Origin of the sequence: Sulfolobus tengchongensis, from assembly GCF_036967215.1 — an archaeon.
GTDB classification, from domain to species: domain Archaea; phylum Thermoproteota; class Thermoprotei_A; order Sulfolobales; family Sulfolobaceae; genus Saccharolobus; species Saccharolobus tengchongensis_A.
The window spans coordinates 126,905-147,500 of the sequence record NZ_CP146016.1 but is presented as its reverse complement, the minus strand read 5'-3'; the positions used below and the strand labels follow the sequence as shown (position 1 = coordinate 147,500).

Annotated in this window: 18 protein-coding genes, 1 tRNA gene and 2 pseudogenes (1 of these 21 only partly in view); 11 read left to right on the top strand and 10 right to left on the bottom strand. The window is 34.2% G+C overall.

Going from position 1 to position 20,596, the window contains the following annotated elements; translation table 11 throughout:
* Positions 1–171, top strand: the end of a protein-coding gene (locus V6M85_RS00870) for a type II toxin-antitoxin system VapC family toxin (RefSeq protein WP_338601817.1). It extends 195 nt beyond the left edge of the window; the window shows 171 of its 366 coding nt (coding positions 196–366); its start codon lies off the left edge, out of view; the stop codon is at positions 169–171.
* A gap of 963 nt (positions 172–1,134) precedes the next feature.
* On the opposite strand, the pseudogene V6M85_RS00865 reads toward V6M85_RS00870, so the two are convergent.
* Together V6M85_RS00865 and nadA are read right to left on the bottom strand one after the other, a co-directional pair.
* Positions 1,135–1,632 (bottom strand): annotated as a pseudogene (locus V6M85_RS00865) (ATP-binding cassette domain-containing protein); the annotation flags it as partial.
* Positions 1,633–1,745: 113 nt separating this feature from the next.
* On the bottom strand, positions 1,746–2,687 hold the full coding sequence (nadA, locus tag V6M85_RS00860; RefSeq protein WP_338601815.1) for a quinolinate synthase NadA: 942 nt from the start codon (positions 2,685–2,687) through the stop codon (positions 1,746–1,748).
* A gap of 85 nt (positions 2,688–2,772) precedes the next feature.
* Here nadA and V6M85_RS00855 point away from each other — a divergent pair, with 85 nt between their 5' ends.
* From V6M85_RS00855 to V6M85_RS00845, 3 genes are read left to right on the top strand one after another with little or no spacing between them, the layout of a single operon-like run.
* Complete coding sequence (locus V6M85_RS00855) at positions 2,773–4,197, top strand: L-aspartate oxidase (RefSeq protein ID WP_338601813.1); 1,425 nt, start codon at positions 2,773–2,775, stop codon at positions 4,195–4,197.
* A gap of 1 nt (position 4,198) precedes the next feature.
* The gene (nadC, locus tag V6M85_RS00850) at positions 4,199–5,032 is read left to right on the top strand and encodes a carboxylating nicotinate-nucleotide diphosphorylase (protein WP_338601811.1); all 834 of its coding nucleotides are present in this window, start codon (positions 4,199–4,201) and stop codon (positions 5,030–5,032) included.
* A 34-nt stretch (positions 5,033–5,066) separates the two neighbouring features.
* Entirely contained in the window at positions 5,067–5,450 is a 384-nt protein-coding gene (locus tag V6M85_RS00845; RefSeq protein WP_338604851.1) for a DUF302 domain-containing protein, read from the top strand.
* On the opposite strand, the gene V6M85_RS00840 is transcribed toward V6M85_RS00845, so the two are convergent.
* Genes V6M85_RS00840 through V6M85_RS00820 form a run of 5 tightly spaced genes read right to left on the bottom strand, consistent with a single transcriptional unit; the run spans position 5,416 to position 12,040 of the window.
* Positions 5,416–5,772: a PadR family transcriptional regulator gene (locus tag V6M85_RS00840; protein WP_338601808.1), complete on the bottom strand. Its 357-nt coding sequence runs from the start codon at positions 5,770–5,772 to the stop codon at positions 5,416–5,418. The genes V6M85_RS00845 and V6M85_RS00840 overlap by 35 nt on opposite strands.
* A gap of 31 nt (positions 5,773–5,803) precedes the next feature.
* Positions 5,804–6,985 (bottom strand): MFS transporter, encoded by a 1,182-nt coding sequence (locus V6M85_RS00835; RefSeq protein WP_338601805.1) that lies wholly within the window; start codon positions 6,983–6,985, stop codon positions 5,804–5,806.
* 39 nt (positions 6,986–7,024) lie between these two features.
* Positions 7,025–8,872, bottom strand: coding sequence for an amylo-alpha-1,6-glucosidase (locus V6M85_RS00830; protein ID WP_338601803.1), 1,848 nt, complete (start codon positions 8,870–8,872; stop codon positions 7,025–7,027).
* Between the two features lie 13 nt (positions 8,873–8,885).
* Positions 8,886–10,748, bottom strand: coding sequence for a glycoside hydrolase family 15 protein (locus V6M85_RS00825; RefSeq protein WP_338601800.1), 1,863 nt, complete (start codon positions 10,746–10,748; stop codon positions 8,886–8,888).
* 26 nt (positions 10,749–10,774) lie between these two features.
* Complete coding sequence (locus tag V6M85_RS00820; RefSeq protein WP_338601797.1) at positions 10,775–12,040, bottom strand: NDP-sugar synthase; 1,266 nt, start codon at positions 12,038–12,040, stop codon at positions 10,775–10,777.
* A 37-nt stretch (positions 12,041–12,077) separates the two neighbouring features.
* Here V6M85_RS00820 and V6M85_RS00815 point away from each other — a divergent pair, with 37 nt between their 5' ends.
* From V6M85_RS00815 to pyk, 6 genes are all read left to right on the top strand, one after another.
* Positions 12,078–13,421 (top strand): glycoside hydrolase family 57 protein, encoded by a 1,344-nt coding sequence (locus V6M85_RS00815; RefSeq protein ID WP_338601794.1) that lies wholly within the window; start codon positions 12,078–12,080, stop codon positions 13,419–13,421.
* A complete protein-coding gene (locus V6M85_RS00810) occupies positions 13,408–15,108 on the top strand; it encodes a glycogen synthase (RefSeq protein ID WP_338601791.1) in 1,701 nt (566 codons plus the stop codon). The genes V6M85_RS00815 and V6M85_RS00810 overlap by 14 nt, the downstream gene beginning before the upstream one ends.
* Before the next feature lie 9 nt (positions 15,109–15,117).
* Entirely contained in the window at positions 15,118–15,804 is a 687-nt protein-coding gene (locus V6M85_RS00805) for a hypothetical protein (RefSeq protein ID WP_338601789.1), read from the top strand.
* On the top strand, positions 15,801–16,898 hold the full coding sequence (locus V6M85_RS00800) for an FAD-dependent oxidoreductase (protein ID WP_338601787.1): 1,098 nt from the start codon (positions 15,801–15,803) through the stop codon (positions 16,896–16,898). Before V6M85_RS00805 ends, V6M85_RS00800 begins: the two co-directional genes overlap by 4 nt.
* A 323-nt stretch (positions 16,899–17,221) precedes the next feature.
* The gene (locus V6M85_RS00795; protein WP_338601785.1) at positions 17,222–17,734 is read left to right on the top strand and encodes a DUF1955 domain-containing protein; all 513 of its coding nucleotides are present in this window, start codon (positions 17,222–17,224) and stop codon (positions 17,732–17,734) included.
* Positions 17,734–19,080 carry a pyruvate kinase gene (gene pyk, locus V6M85_RS00790; protein WP_338601783.1) on the top strand — a complete coding sequence of 449 codons (1,347 nt, stop codon included), beginning with the start codon at positions 17,734–17,736 and terminating at the stop codon, positions 19,078–19,080. The genes V6M85_RS00795 and pyk overlap by 1 nt, the downstream gene beginning before the upstream one ends.
* Before the next feature lie 302 nt (positions 19,081–19,382).
* On the opposite strand, the gene V6M85_RS00785 is transcribed toward pyk, so the two are convergent.
* Positions 19,383–19,583 carry a hypothetical protein gene (locus V6M85_RS00785; protein WP_338604861.1) on the bottom strand — a complete coding sequence of 67 codons (201 nt, stop codon included), beginning with the start codon at positions 19,581–19,583 and terminating at the stop codon, positions 19,383–19,385.
* Positions 19,579–19,671: pseudogene (locus V6M85_RS00780) on the bottom strand (DUF202 domain-containing protein); the annotation flags it as partial. The gene V6M85_RS00785 and the pseudogene V6M85_RS00780, both read right to left, overlap by 5 nt.
* 159 nt (positions 19,672–19,830) lie before the next feature.
* Here V6M85_RS00780 and rpiA point away from each other — a divergent pair.
* On the top strand, positions 19,831–20,514 hold the full coding sequence (gene rpiA, locus V6M85_RS00775) for a ribose 5-phosphate isomerase A (RefSeq protein ID WP_338601780.1): 684 nt from the start codon (positions 19,831–19,833) through the stop codon (positions 20,512–20,514).
* On the opposite strand, the gene V6M85_RS00770 is transcribed toward rpiA, so the two are convergent.
* Positions 20,496–20,594, bottom strand: a tRNA-Leu gene (locus V6M85_RS00770). The genes rpiA and V6M85_RS00770 overlap by 19 nt on opposite strands.
* Positions 20,595–20,596 lie beyond the last annotated feature (2 nt).

Sequence of the window (20,596 nt, the reverse complement as noted above, 5' to 3'; positions counted from 1 at the left end):
AGGGATAGTGTAACGGCCTCATCGATATATAAGGAGTTAAAGGATAGTGGAAAGTTAATAGGGCTAGTGGATATACTAATAGCATCTCAAGCGATAAATAGAAAATTGGCCATCTTAACAAAGGATAAGGATTTCGAAAAAATAAGGGAAGTTAACATATTTTTAATTTGAATTGGTTAGAATGTTATAAAGGCTAAAGGCATTGCTATTTCTGGAAAGTTTTTGCGGTGATGTCTAATTCACAATTTATGTAAATTAGCTTAAAATTGAGATTTTTGAGAACTTTCTATTATGATATATTTCTATAAATTTTTAGGTGAAACTGGAGGTCAAATAATCTATTTAGTTTTTTTTTAAGTAAAATACATTTTAGAAATCAGCAATTATTTATTATTTTACAGTCTAAAAGGTTTCACGCAAGGGTTTTTCCTTATATAATAAATAATATTTTTTTAAACTAGTTCGTGAAAAATACACATTAAGCATCATCTCGTGTAATATCTTAGCATTCAATCCAGTACTTTTAATAATCTTCAGAATTGTTAGCACAACTCCTTCACGAGTGAGTGTCAGGATTGCATAAAATTCAGCTTATTTTAATATAAAGTATAAAATTAATTCTATGTTCCAAGTTATCACTTAATTAGAGGTTAAATTGGCTAACATAGATGTCAATTTGCCCAACTTAAGTATTATTCAGTTTTTCATTAATGAGATAGATTTCAAATAATTATTCACTGGATTTTTCTCACTCAAGACACTCTCGTGAAAGAGAAGCAGATAATACTAAATTATCCCTTAAGATCCTCAACATTTACTTATTACCAGTGTTCTCCCTGACGTGCATTCATCATTTTTCAGCAAAGACCAATTAGAACATCCAAGAATTAAATATGACTTTAAAAGTTATAAGCCTTAAGATTGACTCAAGTAAGACTAGGAGAGTCAGGGTAATTGAAGTTGTAATTATTAATCCGAATATATAAAATATAGAGTAATCATGAATAAAGTTAATCTTATGCATATTTAGATAAAAAGAAACAACGCAAATTTTGCAAAGCAAAGAGCTTTTCACTCAATTAGTTTTCCATCGTTAAATTTTCTATACTTTTCTATCTCAAATTTGACTTCTTATCCTACATCATAATATTCTTGTAAGAGAATTATTAATACGCTTCCTTTATAGTTACAGAGCAAGTACTTGGACTCTCCTAAAGCTTCCACAGATTCTACGTAGCAAGTCAAGTTACCTTTTCCAACGTGGACCCACTCTGGCCTAAATCCTATTTCTTGAACTTTTTCTCCTACAGTTTCACCTGGCAACATCGGAAATTCTCCCGCCAATTGTGCTATCCATTTAGTTTTAGGATATTCATAATTCGAATTCTCCTGCATGAAGTACTGCTATTATTCTATCTGCTAAGCTTCCTTTTGATCGTGAGTAACGTAAATAAAAGTGCCCTTTAGTTCCTTCTGGATTCTTTTTAGTTCACCTCTAGCTGTCGTTCTTACCCTAGCATCTAGATTGCTTAAGGGTTCATCGAGAAGAAAGTATGAGGTATTTCGTACTATTGTCCTAGCCAATGATACTCCCTGCTGTTGCCCACGACTAATTTGGGTTACTTTCTTATTCTAAATATCTCTGAGATATACTCAAAAAACGGTAACGTAATTAGGGTTTGAACAAAATACTTCGTATCTAATATAACGATAATATGCGACATCTCTTTATTGGAACGTAATTCTTAACTTTCAAGTAGTTTCACAGTTCTCTCAAAGGCTTCTTTCGCTTTCTGCGCAATTTCTTGTGGTACTTTTACTTCATAGATTTCCTCTTCTAAGGATTTCTTTACTTTCTCTAACGTTATCATATTCATATAGGGACATCTCGCACATGCACAAGCTTCAGTAGTTACTAGGGGGTAAAATCTCTTATTAGGTACGTTAATCTGTAACGCGTTTATCATTCCTATTTCAGTTGCGACTATGAATTCGTTATAAGGAGATTGTTTTGCATACTGTATCATCTGATTTGTTGAACCTACGAAATCTGAGGCCTCTAAGACTTCTAAGGGCGATTCGGGATGCGAAATTAGAATTGCATTTGGATATTTCCTTCTCGCAAGTTCAACTAATTGTCTAGTATAGTTTGCGTGTACTACGCACCTGCCATTAGGAGGTACTTTAATTATTCTCTTATGAGGAACTTTTTGTTGGATGTAGTTAGCTAGATTTGCGTCTGGTCCAAATAGTATAGTATTTGCATTTAGTTTTTGTACTACTTTTACTGCTGTTGATGAAGTAACAATGTAATCAGCTAAAGCTTTGACGTAAATGCTAGTATTAATGTAAAGTACTATTGGTGCATGTGGGTACATTTCCTTATATTGTTTTAATGTCTTGACATCTAATGAGTCTGATAAAGAACAACCTGCATTAGGATCCGGTGATAGTACTTTCTTGTCTGGGTTTAATGCAGATGCTTGTTCAGCCATAAAGTATACTCCAGCAAATACGATGATGTCGGTGTTTGTCTTCATCGCCTTTAACGCTAAATCATAAGAATCTCCAGTAAAGTCAGATACTAATTGTATTGAATAATCCATGTAGTTATGCCCTAAGATTATTGCATTCTTTTCCTTTTTTAATCTCTTTATCTGATTTATTATCTCCTCGATTTTACCCATGTTCGAACAAGTGTTCGTATATCCTCCTGGTATAAAAACTTTTATTATAAAAAAAGTTTTTATTTAACAGAACACATGTTCGATTATGATCTACATCTTTGGAAGTGGCGTAGCTGGACTGAGCGCTGGAATATCATTACGTAAAGCTGGATATAAAGTAACGATAATTTCCAAAAAAATCAGATCAGGTTCGAGCTACTGGGCTAAGGGTGGAATTGCCGTAGCGACTAGTGCTGACGATTCTCCAGATCTTCACGCTCAAGATACCATAAGAGTTGGTGATGGTCTATGTGACGTAAAAGTAGTCAATTATGTTACCCATGAAATACGTAATGTGATCTCGACTCTTGAAGAGTGGGGGTTTATTTTCGATAGCGATTTGAGATTGGAAGGAGGTCATTCTAAGAGAAGAGTTCTACATAAGACTGATGAAACTGGAAGAGAACTTACTAACTTTCTCTTAAATTTAGCATTAAAGGAAAGTGTTAACATTATTGAAGATAGGTTATTGGGGTTAAGAACTAAAGATGGAAGGATAACTGGATTCGTTACTGAGAAAAGAGGAGTCATAGATGCTGATAAAGTGATTTTAGCCACTGGCGGATATGGGTATCTCTTCAAGTTTACTTCGAATCCAGATACGAACTTAGGTGAGGGGATAGCAATTGCCTTTAAGGCTGGTGCTTTAGTTTCAGACATGGAATTTATTCAATTCCATCCAACTATAGGGTTCTTCGGAAACGAACCATATCTGTTGACTGAGACGTTAAGGGGTGAAGGAGCGATACTGGTAAATGATAAGGGAGAGAGGTTTGCCTTTCAGTATGATGCTAGAGGTGAACTTGCCTCCAGAGATATCTTAAGTAGAGCAATTTATGATCAGTATCAGAAAGGGCATAAGGTTTACATGGACCTTTCACAAATTGGGAGTTTTGAGAAAAAATTCCCAATTTTAAGCAGATATGTAGAAAAATACGGGAAGAAGATTCAGGTTTTTCCAGGAGCTCATTTTACAATAGGTGGAATTAGGGTAAATTTGAGGGGAGAAAGTAATATTAAAGGGCTTTACGCAATAGGTGAGGTTTCAGATACTGGTTTGCATGGTGCAAATAGATTGGCTAGCAATTCCTTAGCTCAAAATTTAGTTTACGGCATTAATATACCTCAATATATTGATAGATGGGAAGGGTTAGAAGTAGACGATTTCATGAAGATTGAGAGAATAAGAGTAAAAAGTGGGGTTAGATTAACCATAGAGGAGATTAGAGAAAATAATTGGAATTATCTGGGAATTATTAGAAATGCTGAGGGCTTATCAAAGTTAATTAGTATTTATGAAAATGCTGATACAATTTCAAATACTCCAGAATCCTTTGCGTCCCTAATATCATTATTAGCCTCTAAATCAGCGTTTTTGAGAACTGAGAGTAGAGGTGTACATTATAGAGATGACTTCCCTCTTAAAACGTGGAAAGATGGCAAGAGAATATACTTTAGGATGGTGAGCTAAGTTGATTGATTGGGTTTACGTTAAAAGGATGATTGACTATCTTGAAGAAGATTTAATCCCGGAAGATATAACTTCAAAATACTTAGAGGGAATGCGAGCTAGAGGATACGTCAAATGTAAAGATCAAGGAATATTAGCAGGTAATAGATTTATTTTGCCTTTTCTAAAATATCTGAATTTTAATATAATTGCTAGCATTAAGGATGGTAGTGAAGTTAAGAGAAATGACGTGATCCTAGTCTTTGATGGCGATGCTAGTAATGTATTAAGTGTGGAAAGGTTTGTTCTGAATTTTATTGGTAGACTTTCTGGAATTGCAACCATTACTAATCTAATGGTTAAGAAAGCTAAAGAGGTAGATCCCCATGTAAGGATAGCCGGTACTAGAAAAACCACACCTGGATTTAGAATTTTCGAGAAATACGCTATAGAATTAGGTGGAGGTGATCCTCATAGATATAATTTATACGATGCGGTCTTGATAAAGGATAATCACATATCACTATACGGAGATTTAGAGGGTTTAGTAAAAAAGATAAAGAACGAGGTCTCTTTTACTAAAGTCGTTGAAGTTGAGGTATCATCATATGAAGACGCAATAAGGGCATATCAAGCCGGAGCTGACGCCATACTACTAGATAATATGAGACCTCATGAGATCATTCCTATTGTAAATGAGCTTAAAGGAAAGATTATCTTAGAAGCATCGGGAGGGATAACTCCTGACAACGTTAAAGAGTACGCTAAAACTGGTGTAGATGTGATATCTAGCGGGTATATTACACATAGCTCTAGGTCGTTAGACTTCTCATTAGACGTGGAGAAATTTGGGTAAAGTTTTATTTACGATCTTAAAGGGTAGTGTTACAATGCTTGTGATCAGAGAGTGCCGATTAAGCTTCGATGAGTGTGTGGAAAGACTTATAAATGCGATAAAGAATAGTGGAGCTGAAATTTTCGCTATTATTGATCATTCTGAGAATGCTAAAAAGGTAGGACTTAATTTGGATCCAACAAAGGTGATTTATTTTGGAAATCCTAAAGTTGGTACACTTTTAATGTTTGAAAATAGAAGCATCGCATATGAGTTACCGTTAAGGTTTCTAGTATGGTTCGAGAATGGTATTACAAGGATAGGGTATAAGAGACCCAGCGAAATAGGTAGAGAGTACAATATATCTGATAATAAGAAGGAGATCTTAGAGAAAATGGATAAGTTCATTGAGGGTTTGCTCTCTGTTTTTCTTCAATGATAAATTCTATTAATTCATCTATAACTTTTCTTACTGCTATTAGAGGTTTCTCATGAGACATGAGAAAATCTTTACCTTTTTCAGTTATATGATATTTCTTTATTTCTTGTCCTTTACTATTTTTAGCTTTTTGAGAAGCAATTAATCCCCTTTTTGTCATATTCTTGAGTATGACGTATATTGAACCCTCAGGTAATCTATAATCCAGTTTCTCAAGAACTATCTTTTCTAACTCATAACCATGTCTTGGTTCCTCTATTAGGGATTTAAGAATGATAAGGGTTATTACACCACCAAGTATTTTTTCTGTTCTTCTAGCCATTATATATGTATGTAATTTATGGATAAAAAAATTATCCAAATAATGGAACTTTACTTCTCTTTGGTGGTTTAGGAATTAGCAACACTAAACCAGCAGCAATAAATGCCATTATTGTAACAATTTCACTGGCAAAAACTAGATTCGTAACTTGTGATATAGCACCTACAATTATTGGGCCTACGGCACCACCTCCTGTAACCCCCAGCCCCCAGACTAGAGAGTTGGCGAATCCAGAGGAATTTCTAGGTACAAAATCCCCAACTATTGATAACATTAAAGGAAATGCGCTGAAGTTGAAGAAGCCGAAGAGTGCCAATAAGCTTACATTAGGTATTATTAAAAAGCTCAACATAGCTAAACCAGCCCCTAATGTGGAGATTCCGTAAATTAATCTTCTTCCAATTCTATCCGATAGTAAACCCAATAGTGGTTGCCCTACTATAGCTGCCGCTAATGCTATACTTATTATCTCACCTAAATTAACGTTATAAGAATAGCCATAATTTTCAACTAATAGCGTAGGTAAGAATTGTGATATACCTTGGCCAAATACACTTCTTAAAAATGCAGTTATTGTAAGAATTATTATTACAGATAGTGTGCTTCTACTGGCAGATTGTTGCTGTATAGGCTTAGGATCTTCCTTTGATATTGTAATTTTAAATATCAATGATGGAATTGCTGCAACTATTGATACTATTCCTAATATTATGGAATCTATAACCATATTTCTATGGAGTAGAGCAAATAACCCTAAAGTTAGTGTTGGATATATTGCTCTTCCAAGGCTACCCATAGATCCGTTTATTCCTAGTGCAAATCCTGCGCTTCCCTTATAGGTTATTGAAAGCATAGCCGCACCTAATGGATGATAAAATGTTGAAGCAAATCCCGCAAGCCCAACTGCTAGGAATATTAGCGGCAATAAGCGAAGTTGAAGTGAAAAACCAAATAGTATTAAGCTAATTCCCCATAGCAATATTCCTATTCCCATTATTCCAGAGTAATTGTTGGTCTTATCAGCTACCCTTGACACTAGTGGTGAGGTTAAGGCTGATACGCCGAAGAAGAATACTCCTGATAATATACCAATTATTAGCTTAGTTAGGCCTAGGTAAGTTATTAGGAAAGTGAAGGTGATGGGAAAGAACCAACTATTTCCGTCGTTAATGAAATGAGATATTGAAGTTAAGGTTAATATCCTAGATTTCATAAGCATAGATTATTTGCTTATCCCTAAAAAACTTATCCATTAAAGTTTAGATAAGTTTACGATCGCTCTATATACTTCTGCATTACTCCAAGCTTGAGCTATACATCCTCTTGGCTTGTATGGAGGAATATCGTCAAATATTTCTGGAATATATCCTTGATTTTTAGTCGCGTGTGAGAGTAGTGGGTTAAAATACTCTAGGAGAAGTTTAAGTTCTATTACGTTACTTTCTAATCGCAACTTAGCATCAATATACGCTCCTAATAACCAAGGCCATATGGGGCCATTGTGATAAGCTTCATCTCTACTTTTTCTGTCTCCCTTGTATACTGGCTTGTAACTCGGGTTATCTCTGCTTAAAGTGCTCAAACCGTATTGTCTGAGAAGCTTATTTTCCACTGTTGAGAGTACATTTAACGCTAAGTGCTTATTATCAATTATTGGAAAGGGGAGAGAGATTGCAAGGATTTGGTTTGGCCTTATACTATCATCAGGTCTCATATCCCAATCTATATAATCGTAAAGACCATTTCGTGAAATAAATCTCTCTATAAATGATTTCTTAACCTTTTCCGCTTTTTCTGCAAATCCTTCACCATTATCACCCAATTCCTTCGCTAAAAATTCCGTAATTTTCAATGCGTTATACCACAAAGCATTTATCTCAACTGCACTTCCTTCCCTGGGAGTTACAATCCTACTATCATAAGATGCGTCCATCCATGTCCTAGGAGCGCCTTTATGAAAGATGAGATTGTCGATATTATAGACTATCCCATTTCCTTTAGAATACCAGTCAACGATATCTAACACTGTGTTGAACACTTTTCTTATGAATTCCTTATCGCCAGTGTAAAGGTAAGTTTTGTAAATAGCGTTTATAGCCCAAAGCGAAACATCAACACCCCTATAAACTGGCTCGCCGTTATAGCTGATGAAGTTGTTAGGTAGCATTCCTTTATCTTCAAGGCTAAGATACCTTAAGATTATGTCTTTTGCGATATCATATTGTTTGTCTATTAATAATAGCCCTTCTAAAGATACAAAAGTGTCCCTCCCCCATTCATCAAACCAATGATAACCGGCGATAATTGCCCAGCCATTCTTACCTTTAACTACGAAGTCCTTTCCAGCAACTGATAACATTCTCAAAATGTCGAAATGTTCGTTTTCTTCGCCTTTAATTTCTTTAGGCCTTTCATCATAATACGCAATAACAGAAAATCTGTTTGAAGAGGATATCACACAAAATGGATTATATAAATCTTCTATATAGTTATTACCTAACTCTTGATCTAATTTGTAGATAAAATTATAATACCAATAATTAGTTTCAATCAATTTAAAATTCTCAAAGAATTCCATATTTAAAATTCTTTTACCATCATAGAATATACGAACAATGTTTGGAGATAAAAGTTCATAAGTGAAAAATTCATTTTGGGCCTTTTTAGCTATGTGATGACTTCTAAAAGTAATGAAGGGACATATCTTAAACTTACCCTTCGTAGCATTATAGGTCACTGTTATTGCGTTATAGCCCTTATGAACTATGAGAGTTTTATCTACTTGTGAATAACCAAAGTCGTAGTGCCAAACTACTTTATTATTACTATTTTTATTGACATTAGTCAAATATTTGTAACCGTCTGGATAGTAAACGTTAGGATAATGATTTGTGGACATTGGGTATTCGTCTCCATTAATTAATAGGAAATCCTCAATTTTCGAGAGAACTAAAAACCTATGATGAGGAGGATTTAAGGGTACTACCAAATAACCGTGGTATGTTCTAGCGTTAATTCCACATATTGTTGATGATGCATAACCACCTGTTCTAGTTGGCAGAACCCACTCGTTCTCCTCACATTGGTCTAAGGTAAACATCCAAGGGTTATATTTAACTTAAAAGCTTATTAATTGCTATTAAGAATTCCGCGTGAGACCAAACTAAAGGTGTAACAGAAGTAGGTTCAAAGGTTTCTGGATCTACTTGCTCGGGTAAAAAGCCGGTTGGTAATGCCCTATTGGTTACCCACTTTATATATTCGTTTGCCTTAATTTTATCATTAATCGATGCATAATATTCGGCTATCCATAACGTAGTAATTAACCAAGGATTTGGTTCCTTTTTTCTTCTTTGATACATGTCATTTTCATATCTTATTATACCTCCATTTACCTTCAGCTTATTTTCAATTTCATTTATAGTATTTATCATAATTTTATCATTAGCATCTACAAGGCCAAAAAAGAATGGTGAATAAAGGCTGGCATCTACTATCAAATCTGGATTGTTTTCTTCGTCTATCCTTCTAATGAACCTCCCATTATAAACCATCCTTTTTAAAGTCATTTCTTTCAATAGACTCGCAGTGTCAACTAAGTCTTCACTTAAGATTTCATCCCCTATATCTTGAGCTAACTTTGCACCTTTAGTTAACGCGCCATAAACTGTAGAGATCGTATAAATGTGGATACCATATCTTTCTTCCCATAAATCAAAAGATGGCTTTGGCAATCCTTCCTCCATAAATGATACCATGAACCTTAAAGCTGGTCTAACGAATTTCTTATAGATAGAAGCTATCTCGTCTATATCCTCATATTTTTCATAATGGCTTGCAATTGCCCAAACTTCTAATGCCGTTTCATCTTCTTGAATTGGATATATTCTCTTTCCCTTATAAAACCAAGGATGCCAAGAACTGGCAAGAGTTGTATTGGGATTATATTTATGATAAAGAAAACCTTCTGAGCTAACTAAGTTCGAGATAAACTCAAAATGTTTCAAGGCTAATTCCTTATACCCGGCAAGATCTAGCGCATAAGCTGCTATCGCTGCATCTCTTGGCCAACAGTATTGATATGAATCTCCATAAAGCTTCACGAAGGAAAAATCTGAAGAGGCTATTATCGAACCGTTAATATCCATGTGATTTCTTATCACGAGTAAGCTAACGTCGTATATCCTTTTAATATCTTGAATCAAATGATCATTTTTTAATCTATTCTTCTTTAACCAATTTCTCCAAAACATATAGGCTAGCGTAAATGAAGTCTCTACAGTTGCAAAGTTTATTTTTCTTATTTTTTGCCTTAAATCTTCTAAATTTCTATCTGCCGCAATTAAATAATATATTTTTGAAAAGGAATTAGGTTCAATTCTTAACTCAATACCTAAACTTGAATTGACGTCTCCATTATCTATTCCACTAAGGCCTAAGTGTCCATCGTAAATGTCTCCAATTAGATCACCTTTCCCTATATTATACTCCGAGAAGGATGAAGTACTTGTAAATGCTTTAAATCCCAAATATCGCTTAGACTTGTAATGAATTATTGAGAAAGTTGATGGATCATAGAATGCGGTATCTCCGAAAGGATTCGAATATAAATTTATATCATGTATGAAGAACATTTTCACATTTTTTTGAATATTTGTATTATTTACTAGCCTTATGATAGAGTAATATATTGGCTCATCTACATCTACAAAATTGTAGGAAAGGAGAGACAAGCCTAGTTTTTTAATCTCACTCCTAATTTCAACTACATTAGCGTCATCTAAGTATGATATACTTGTGTTCCACTCGTCATCTAAGGACAATATATTTTTTTCAATATCCCAAATTGCAATTCTGATTGGATTTCCGGAAGTCTGATTTTCCATTCCTATATAAGGATAATAAATGTCAACTATTCTTCCCTTTTCATCAAAATTAATCAAAAGCCTACCATTTCCTATCGAAGAAACTCTCATGGTAAATGCCTTTTTATGCTAATATTTTATGTTAATATTGTATCATGGATCTTACTACCAGAATTTATAATTTTATGCGGGTAGATTCGTGAATTTATAATCTCACTACCTTCACCTATTACTACATCATCTGCTATTACACTATTTATTATCCTAACTGGTCTATCTAGGCTAGACCTTATTTCTACATGTCTAGCTATGATGGAATTTTCAATATATGCATAATCACCAATATAGCCCCTATCCATGATTGCGCTTCTTATTATTTTCACACCCTTCCCCAATATGGTAAAGTTATCTATATTAGATTCTTCTATATAAGTATCGTTACCTATCTGGCAATGTCTACCTATAAGTATGTCACCCTCCATTTTAATAAGGCCTTGTTTAAATTTCCTCTGAATCTCTCGTCTCCTTTTTCTGGAGTCTGGACTTGCGCCTTGTACAAATATACGTCTATTTGGATCTATTCTTTTACCTCCAATCTCTGAATCTGGCAACGTACGTAATAGTGTAATCATCGCATCTAGGTATCTCTCTGGCGTGCCTATATCGAACCATATTTCCTTCATAGGATATCCGTAAACTGGATAGCCTTTATTTATTAAATATGGAATAAAGTCTTTCCCAAAATCCATTTTACCCATTTTATACATTTCCATTATATCATTACTTCTCAATATCTTTCTTATTTCTGGTGACAATATGTAAATTCCAGTATTTATCAGATTAGAGGGAGCCTCTTCTTTCCTTTTAGGTTTTTCGACAAATTTCTTTATAGCATAACTCTCAGTTACGTCAGCTACACCGAATTCGCTTAAATCTCCTTCATATTCTTTCAACACTATAGTCATCAATGCGCCTTTAGACTCATGAAACTCCAATGCCTTATTTACATCTAACTTAAAGATATTGTCCCCTTGAACCACTATAATAGGTTCGTTAATATCATAATACTCTACGTTTATCCTCACGGAATCTGCATTACCGATACTATCAACTCTGGGTTGATACTTAAAATGAACCCTAGGCTTTATTTTATATCTAGCTGAAAATCCTATACCCTCCTTAAATAGGTCGAACAGTGATCTATAGTTTACATACCCCCTTACACCAAAGATGAACTCCTTAATACCTTGCTTGGCTAATTCTAATATTGTATATTCTATAAGTGGCCTGTTGAGCAATCTCACTGCAGCCTTAGAGGTTTCTATAGTCAACGGACGTAATCTAGTCGCTTCACCGCCTATTGGTATTATAACCTTTATATCTGATAAATCCCAATTTGCCATCAATTAATATTTATGAATGCATTACTTATAAAAGGATATGAAAAGGATAATATTAGGATTTGAAGTTCATCAACCGTTTAGAATCCGAAAGGACTTCTTTTGGAATCCTAGATTTAGGCAAAATCTTGAAGATAGATTTTTCGATACTGAAAGAAATAGGGAAATATTTGAGCGAATAAAAAAGAATTGCTATATTCCAGCAACTAGCATAATACTTAACTCTATTGAAAGAGCGGAAGAGGAGGGAAGAGAAATAAAGTACTTTTTTTCTATCTCAGGGACTTTCCTTGAACAAGCAGAAAGATGGGGAAAAGAAGTTATAGAACTTTTTCAGCAATTATCATACACTCATAAGGTAGAATTTCTAGCCCAAACATACTATCACTCAGTAACTGGATTATGGGAAGACAAGAGTGAATGGAAAGAGCAAGTTAAAATGCATAAAGAAGCGATAAGGACGTACTTTGATCAGAATCCTACTACATTTGAAAATACTGAACTAATAACCAACAAGGAGATTGTTGAAGAAGCTGAAAAAATGGGATTTAAAATGATATTAAGTGAAGGTACTGAAAGAAATCTAAAGGGCAGAAGCCCAAATTACGTTTATAAGCTAAAACAGCATGAAATTAGAATACTTTTTAGAAATTACAGACTAAGTGATGATATTGCATTTAGATTTTCTAATCCGCAATGGGATCAATATCCATTAACAGCTTCTAAATATGCAGATTGGATAAGCGCAAGTGAGGGAAACGTAGGGTTAATTTTCATAGACTACGAAACGTTTGGAGAGCATCATAAAGAACATACTGGTATTCTTGAGTTTCTTAGATGGCTACCAATAGAATTAAGTAAAAGAGAAGTTGAAATGGTAACGCCAAAAGATGTTTACAATGACGTATATCATGAGATTGATATAGATCATACCACGTCATGGGCAGATATTGAAAAGGACGAAAAGAGCTGGTTGGGTAATATAATGCAGTGGGCCTATGACGATGCGGTAAGAAGGGGTGAGATGCCTTCCAAAGAATTAGGAAACGAGTATTTAAAGGTCTGGAGATATTTTACAACAAGTGACAATTACTACTACCTCTTCCTAGGCTCTGGCGGTCCTGCTGAAGTTCATTCGTACTTTAACGCTTTTGGCTCTCCTATAGACGCGTTTATAAATGAGTTCTATGCGATAACAGCATTTATACATGAAGAGCTTCAGAAACTGAGTATAAAAAATGAGCCATATATATTTACTTTAGGAAATAAAAGAGCTTCAATAGCATGGAATGAAAAGGAATTCATGGAAGTAGTAATGAGAGATGAAAGGTTTAAAGCTCATTTAAAGAACTTAAGGCTGTGGTTAGGAAATGAAAAGGATTGAATCACTTTGGATTCCAGAGGATATTAAAAACGTATGGATGATAACGTTTGAGTTACAAAAAGTAGCAAGTATGGGAGGATTGGGTAACGCTACTTACAATATGGCTAAACATTTAGCAGAAAAGGGATTAGATGTAACCGTTTTCATGCCTTCTCATGGCAGACACCTAGACGATTACTACAGATCTCTTCTAAATCTGAAACATATTGACTTAAGAATAGAGGGAAATAGAAAAGGCCTAGATTATAATTATTATCCTTATAAAATTGGATTTGAAGAGGGAAAATTAGATAATTTTAAAGTAATTTTAGTAAAGGGATTAGATTATAATACAGGTAGAATATTAGATTCGTGGAACATCTATGATAATTCGATGGAGAAATCAGCGTTATTGGCTAGAGGCTTAGAGGGATTTGTCTTAAATAATCTACAAAATCTCCCAGACATCATACACGCACAAGATTGGCATGCGGTAATACCAGCTGTCAAAATTAAACAAGTCCTAGAGGAAAGAAGAATAATTATGCCAATCCTTTATACTATACACTTATTAAACTACGTAGGTGCGCCGTGGCATTACGCCTCTCAAGACTGGGCTGGAATAGAAGATTGCTCTCATTATATCTGGATGGTATCAATGCATAAACTTTACAAATATTCTTATGTATGGGATGTTCTTTCGAACGGAAAAATAGAGAAGTTTGGTTGTTATGAAGCTGATATGATAAGTAGTGTTAGTTACAGCTATTTGAGTTTTGACGTATTTAACTTCGCCGGAAATTGGATCGCTAACAAGTCTTGCGTAACATATAATGGCACGGATTGGGATGTAGAGGAGGTAAAAAATAAGGCTACTACAACATATGGAACCACAGATAGAAAAGAGTTAAGAAGAAAGCTTCTTTCGTCATTACATTCTTTGAGAGTTATTCCAGAAGATTATATAACGGGCAATATGTTATGGAATAATAGAGGCAGATTAGGATTAAGGGATGATTGGACATATGATGATCTGGCAGAAGGACCTTTAATGCTATTCACTGGAAGATTGGTATATCAGAAGGGTATAGATTTGCTTTTAAGAGCTATGAAAATAATTGTAAATGAAATAAATAATGCTAGACTTTTGGTTTTTGGAATACCATCTGGAGACTATAACTTACTCTGGGACATAATAGAAAGAGCAGCAGAGATAAGAGATAATGTAAGATTAATAGTGGGTAGAATGAATCATGATCTATATAAATTGTTTCATTACGCATCTTCAGTGTTTGTAATACCATCTAGATGGGAACCATTCGGTATAAATTCAATAGAAGCTATGGCTGTGGGGTTACCGGTAGTAGCTTATGCTGTGGGGGGTTTAAGGGAAACTATAGTTGATATTAGAGAGGACAAAGATAATGGTACGGGATTATTAGCAAAACCCGAAAGCATAGACGACTTAGCTAAGGCTATAAAAATTGCGTTATATCTATCAGAAGCATCAGAGAATAATAAAAGTGAATTATTGCACAACGTTAGTGAACTTGGAATAAATGATGTAAATTATTGGAATAAAGTGCGTGAGAATGCCATAAATAGAGTTAGGACTAAGTTTAGATGGGATGTCGCAGTGAACTCTTTAATAGAATGCTATAAAAAAACTCTTGAAATGGCTAAGTATAGAGCATTAGCCTCATTTTGAGGAATTAACATGAAGCTAAAAGAAGCTTTAGATAAAAAAGATATTGAGTATTTATTAAAATCCATAAAAGAAATACTCACCCTATTGAAAAGTAAGGATAGCTCAGAAAGGGATATTGGATGGAAATCAATAAACCTATTGTTAGATAATGGAAACATTAAAGAGCTAATCCCGTACAAGGCATATTTAAGGTCATTGTTATGGCATAGATTACAAGGCGTCAGAGATGAAGCTTGGAGGAATTTACATATATATAAGATCTTACAAGTAGAAGGGATTGAGAGAGCCCTTACTGCTTATTCGGATAAGATAAAATGGTCTGCATGGAATAATGTATTGAAACTAATCCAGCTAGAAATTGTTACTAAAACTTACGTTAGAAGTATTAGATATACGTATTGGAGATTATTAAGAAGCATTTACCCTACAATAAGAAAGAAAGCGTGGAGATTATTTGTAACACTAGTTCATGAAGGTATCTTCGATTCGTCTGATAAAGATAGGTTTTTTGAGTTTCTAAAGAACAGAAAGGCAAATGTTAGGATATTAGCTTGGAGGACTGCGATTTTATTGCTCAAGGAAAACTTCATCACTTTAGAAGAATTAAAGGCAAATGTCAAGTATCTAGAAGAACTAACATTACATCAAAGTAAAATTAAAAAAGTTGCTGAGAAATTAGTTAAAGAATTAACTTGAAAGTTGGAATAGTTGGTGGTGGCATAGTAGGCTTATTCACGGCTTATTATCTGACTAGAGAAGGAATAAAAGATCTAGTGATCTACGAAAAAAGTTTTCCTGGTGCAGGTTCCATTCACGCTGCTGGATTAATAGAACCATATAGATTTGATAGAATAAATACCATAAATATGGTTAAAAAGATGCTAAAGTATAAAATAAATGGAGCCACGGACATAAAGGAAGTCGATAAACTCTGGTTAACCGAGCTTATTAAAAATTTGGAAAAGAATCCACCTCAGGACGCTTGGGATACACTAAGAGAAATGGCTAGATTCTCCCTATCGGAATATAAAAGATTAGCAGAAGAAAAAAACGATTTTGATTATCATGAAGATGGCCTTTTAGAATTGTATTATAGTCATAGAGAATTAGAGAAGGGAATAGAAGAGGAACGAAAAAGCCCTTTTAATCCCAAATTTGAAGTGATGGAAGTTGAAGGCTTTGCTGGTGGAATATTCTTTCCAGAGTTAAGTAGAATTTCTACTGAAAAATTCATTAATAGAATTATAAGGGAAATAGAAAGTAACGTTACTATCGTAAATAAGATGGTTAACAAAATATCAGAGGATGGATATATAAACGACGAAAAATATGACGTAATAGTGGTCGCTTCCGGAATATGGTCTAGATATCTAAAAGTACCAATAACTGCGTTTAAGGGCTATGGATATAGAGTAAGGGGAGTTAGTAAATTAAAGCAAGCCTCTGTTATCGTTGATTATGGTTTGGCAATATCTCCCTTAAGCGATCATATAAAAATAACGGGTGGTTTCGACGCTGATTTCTCAAATGATTCTATAAGAGCTGAAGGGTTTCTAAAAAGGGCTGAAAAGATTGTGGATATATACTACGTATATGATCTTAATATTGGCTTTAGACCTTGTTCCCCAGATGGATTCCCAATAATAGGAAGGAAAAACAATGTAGTGTTAGCTACTGGAGCTTGCAGACTAGGATGGAGTTATGGACCCGCAATTGGCAAATACGCATCAGATTTCGCATTAAGTAAGGTTACTGATCTTGGTTATATTTCCAGATATTATCATCAATAAAATGATTTATGTGATATTTCGTATAAGGTTAAAATCTGCTTTTAGTCTATATTATAATTTATTATAAATTGAAAGATTTTAGATTTTGTAGAGGCAACATATAAAAGTAACAACATTTGTAAAATGTCGTGATAGGCAGTGTAACTCTTAATATGGTAATTCATCTCAACTTCACTTTAGACTGGTTAAAATCTTATTGCCTAATTATAAACAGACTTAATTTTATTCAGAAGTAGTCTTTCAATTGCGTACATGCTATTGAAACGTATTTAGCGCTAGCTTTAAGGAAATCATTTAAACCATTAATGCGTAGAGTATTATTGATGAGCGAAAGTCAAGAGCTTAGAAAAAAATTAATTGAAGCCAAAAAGCTGATCCTTGACGGGTTTGTTGAGCAAGGGATAGATTTACTCTCTAAGATAATAACCCCTGAAAATATTAAGGACTCGAACTGGATCATATGTAATGTGATAGATACTGCAAGTTGCGATGCCGTTGTAAACATCTTAAATTCTTTAGGTAAGATATTTGATATATCTGCGTGTGCAAATATTAAGAGGATAGTTTATTGTTATGCTATTACGAATAAAATGAGTGAGTATATCGATCTAGCACTAGATACTATAGTTAAATTAAATAAGAAAGATTCTCTTGATAAATTATATAATGATTTAAAGAATGAGAATATTAAACCAGAATTTTTACTAAAGATAGGCATAGCGTATAGAAAATTAGGAGCAATCAGAGAAAGTAATGATGTATTAAGAAAAGCATGCGAGAATGGATTAAAGGAGGCATGCGAAAAGATTAAAGAAGTAGCAAGCAAGGTTATGTGATGAGAAAAACTAAGATAGTAGCTACTTTAGGTCCTTCCTCTGAGGTAAAAGTAAAAGAACTAGCCGAGTATGTAGACGTTTTTAGAATTAATTTTGCGCATGGAGACGAGGAGTCCCATAAAAAATACTTTGATCTCATTAAAACATATGCCCCAGAAGCTGGAATTTTAGTCGATCTCCCCGGACCTAAGCTGAGGTTAGGAGATTTTAATGGGCCAATAGAAGTGAAGAAAGGAGATAAGATAATTTTCTCCCAAAATAACGGAATTCCAGTAGATGATGAGCTATTCTATTCTGCAGTTAAGGAGGGTTCATATATTTTAATTGCAGATGGCACAATAAGGGTAAAGGTAACTTCAGTCAAAAAAGATCAAGTAGAAGGAATAGTAATAGAAGGTGGTATTTTATTACCGAGAAAAGGAATAAATATTCCTAATGTAAATTTAAAATCGGGAATAACTGAAAATGATCTGCGATTATTGAAGAGGGCCTTAGATTTAGGTGCAGACTATATAGGACTTTCTTTTGTAATCAACGAGAATGATGTAAAAAAAGTGAAGGAACTTGTAAAAGGTGATGCCTGGATTATTGCCAAAATTGAAAAAAGTGAAGCACTAAAGAACTTGGTTAATATTGTCAAAGAAGCTGATGGGGTTATGGTAGCTAGAGGCGATTTAGGAGTAGAAAACGGATTAGAAAATTTACCTTTAATCCAAAGAAGAATAATAAGAATAGCAAGAGTTTTTGGAAAACCAGTTATTTTGGCTACTCAAGTACTAACTTCAATGATAAACAATCCTATACCCACTAGAGCCGAAATTATAGATATATCTAACTCTATTATGCAGGGTGTTGACGCAATTATGTTAAGTGACGAAACGGCCATAGGGAATTATCCAGTTGAAAGTATAAAAACATTACACAATATTATTAGTAATGTAGAGAAAAGTATTCATCATAGATCAATTGGACCATTAAATAATGAAAGTGATGCCATCGCATTAGCATCTGTAAACGCTTGCAAAATATCCAAGGCTGACGCAATAATAGTGTATACTAGATCTGGAAACTCTGTACTACGAGTATCTAGATTAAGACCAGAGAAAGACATAATAGGAATATGCCCTAACCCAAAATTAGCTAAAAGGTTAAAATTATGTTACGGTGTAATACCCATTATTATAAGTAAGAAAATGAACTCTATAGATGAAATAATAGAGGATTCAGTAAAATTGGCCGAAGAAAAGATGAAAGGTACAAAATTCAAGAAAGTTATTATAGTAGGAGGAGACCCCAAACAAAAAGAAGGCAAAACTAACTTCGTTATAATTAAATCTCTAGAATAATTAGGAGAAATGAAAGAATAATGGCTAAAATTATAATTGCCAACGCAAAGATAGTATTTTGAGTTTTCTTAGGTTTAATCTTCCTTTTTCTAAGTCTTTTTCATAAGACAGATTAGGTATATAATCCATAAATCACTGTAACTACACCAAAAATTATCATGATCTCGCTATAAATTACAGACGACAAAGATTGGCCACTATTAGCCTTTAAAATATGTAAAAAGAGTACAAATTTGGGGTTTGGGTCTCATTGAATCTCGTATACTTTGTATTCAACTCTCGACCCCTGGATTTCACCGAAGTCACGGATTTTTCCGCTTATCCTTTCCAATCCCATTAGAGGGATAACCCCCACTCACCCTTTGAGAAAACCCTCCACATCTTGTTTTAACCCCACCACCATTCGGAAATTTACCATCAACATCTAGAGTGGGACCTAAAAAGCAAATTGTAAGTATAGCATATAAACTTCGTGCCTTTATGGGAACTGCTTTCAACGGCAATTACAAAACCAAAACCTATAAGAGCAATACCCGTACGTATCCACGCTAATAAGGTCCTTTCGTTAGCCAGGTGGTTAGAGTTTGACATACTTCAATCTACTATATTGCTAATATATTTTTTATTACCTTATTGTATTATCATAAAGTAAAGATTAGTGATGAACTTCCAGGCTTATAATGATTTAGATGAAGAAGGATGTGCAAACGCTGACATAGGTTTTATATTTGTTGCACTAACCATTTACTCGTGGATGCAAAAGAATTACTAGCAACATACGTATTAAGCTACTTAAAGGGAAAGAAAGTAATCGGTATAGGTACTGGAAGAACCGTGAGGAAATTAATAGAGGTTTTAAGCGGAGATGATAGTATAAGAAAAGATTCTCTGTTTATAGCAAGCTCTATTGACACTGAAATTGAATTAAGTAAATATGGCTTTAACGTTATCTCACCTCTCTCCGGAATCCAGCCATTAGTCTATATTGATAGTTTTGATCTAGTTACAAAAAATGGTATTATGATAAAAGGTGGAGGAGGTGCATTGCTAAGAGAGAAAGTTTTAGCTTATTTTTCAGAATACAGAATATTTATAGGAGAGTTTAGTAAATTGAAAGACATTAAAATTATTGATGTTCCAGTGGAGGTGATAAGTATCAGTTTAAATTACGTTAAGAAAGAGCTAGAAAAAAGAGGATTTAACGTGAAAGTTAGAGAGGGAACTGGTAAAATAGGACCAATTATTTCAGATAATGGAAATGCTATTTTAGACGTTAGTGTAAAAGACGAAGATTTATGCAAGTTTGATAAGACTGTTAAAGAAATACCAGCAGTAATAGAGACTGGCGTTTTCTGTAAAGAACTTTATGATAAGATAATATTGGCTGATGAACAAGGCAAAATTGAAGAAATGTATGCGGGGGACGGGATTTGAACCCGCGAAGGCCTTCGCCAGCGGATCTCTTACTGTAGGGTCTTGAGTCCGCCCCCTTTGACCAGCTCGGGCACCCCCGCAC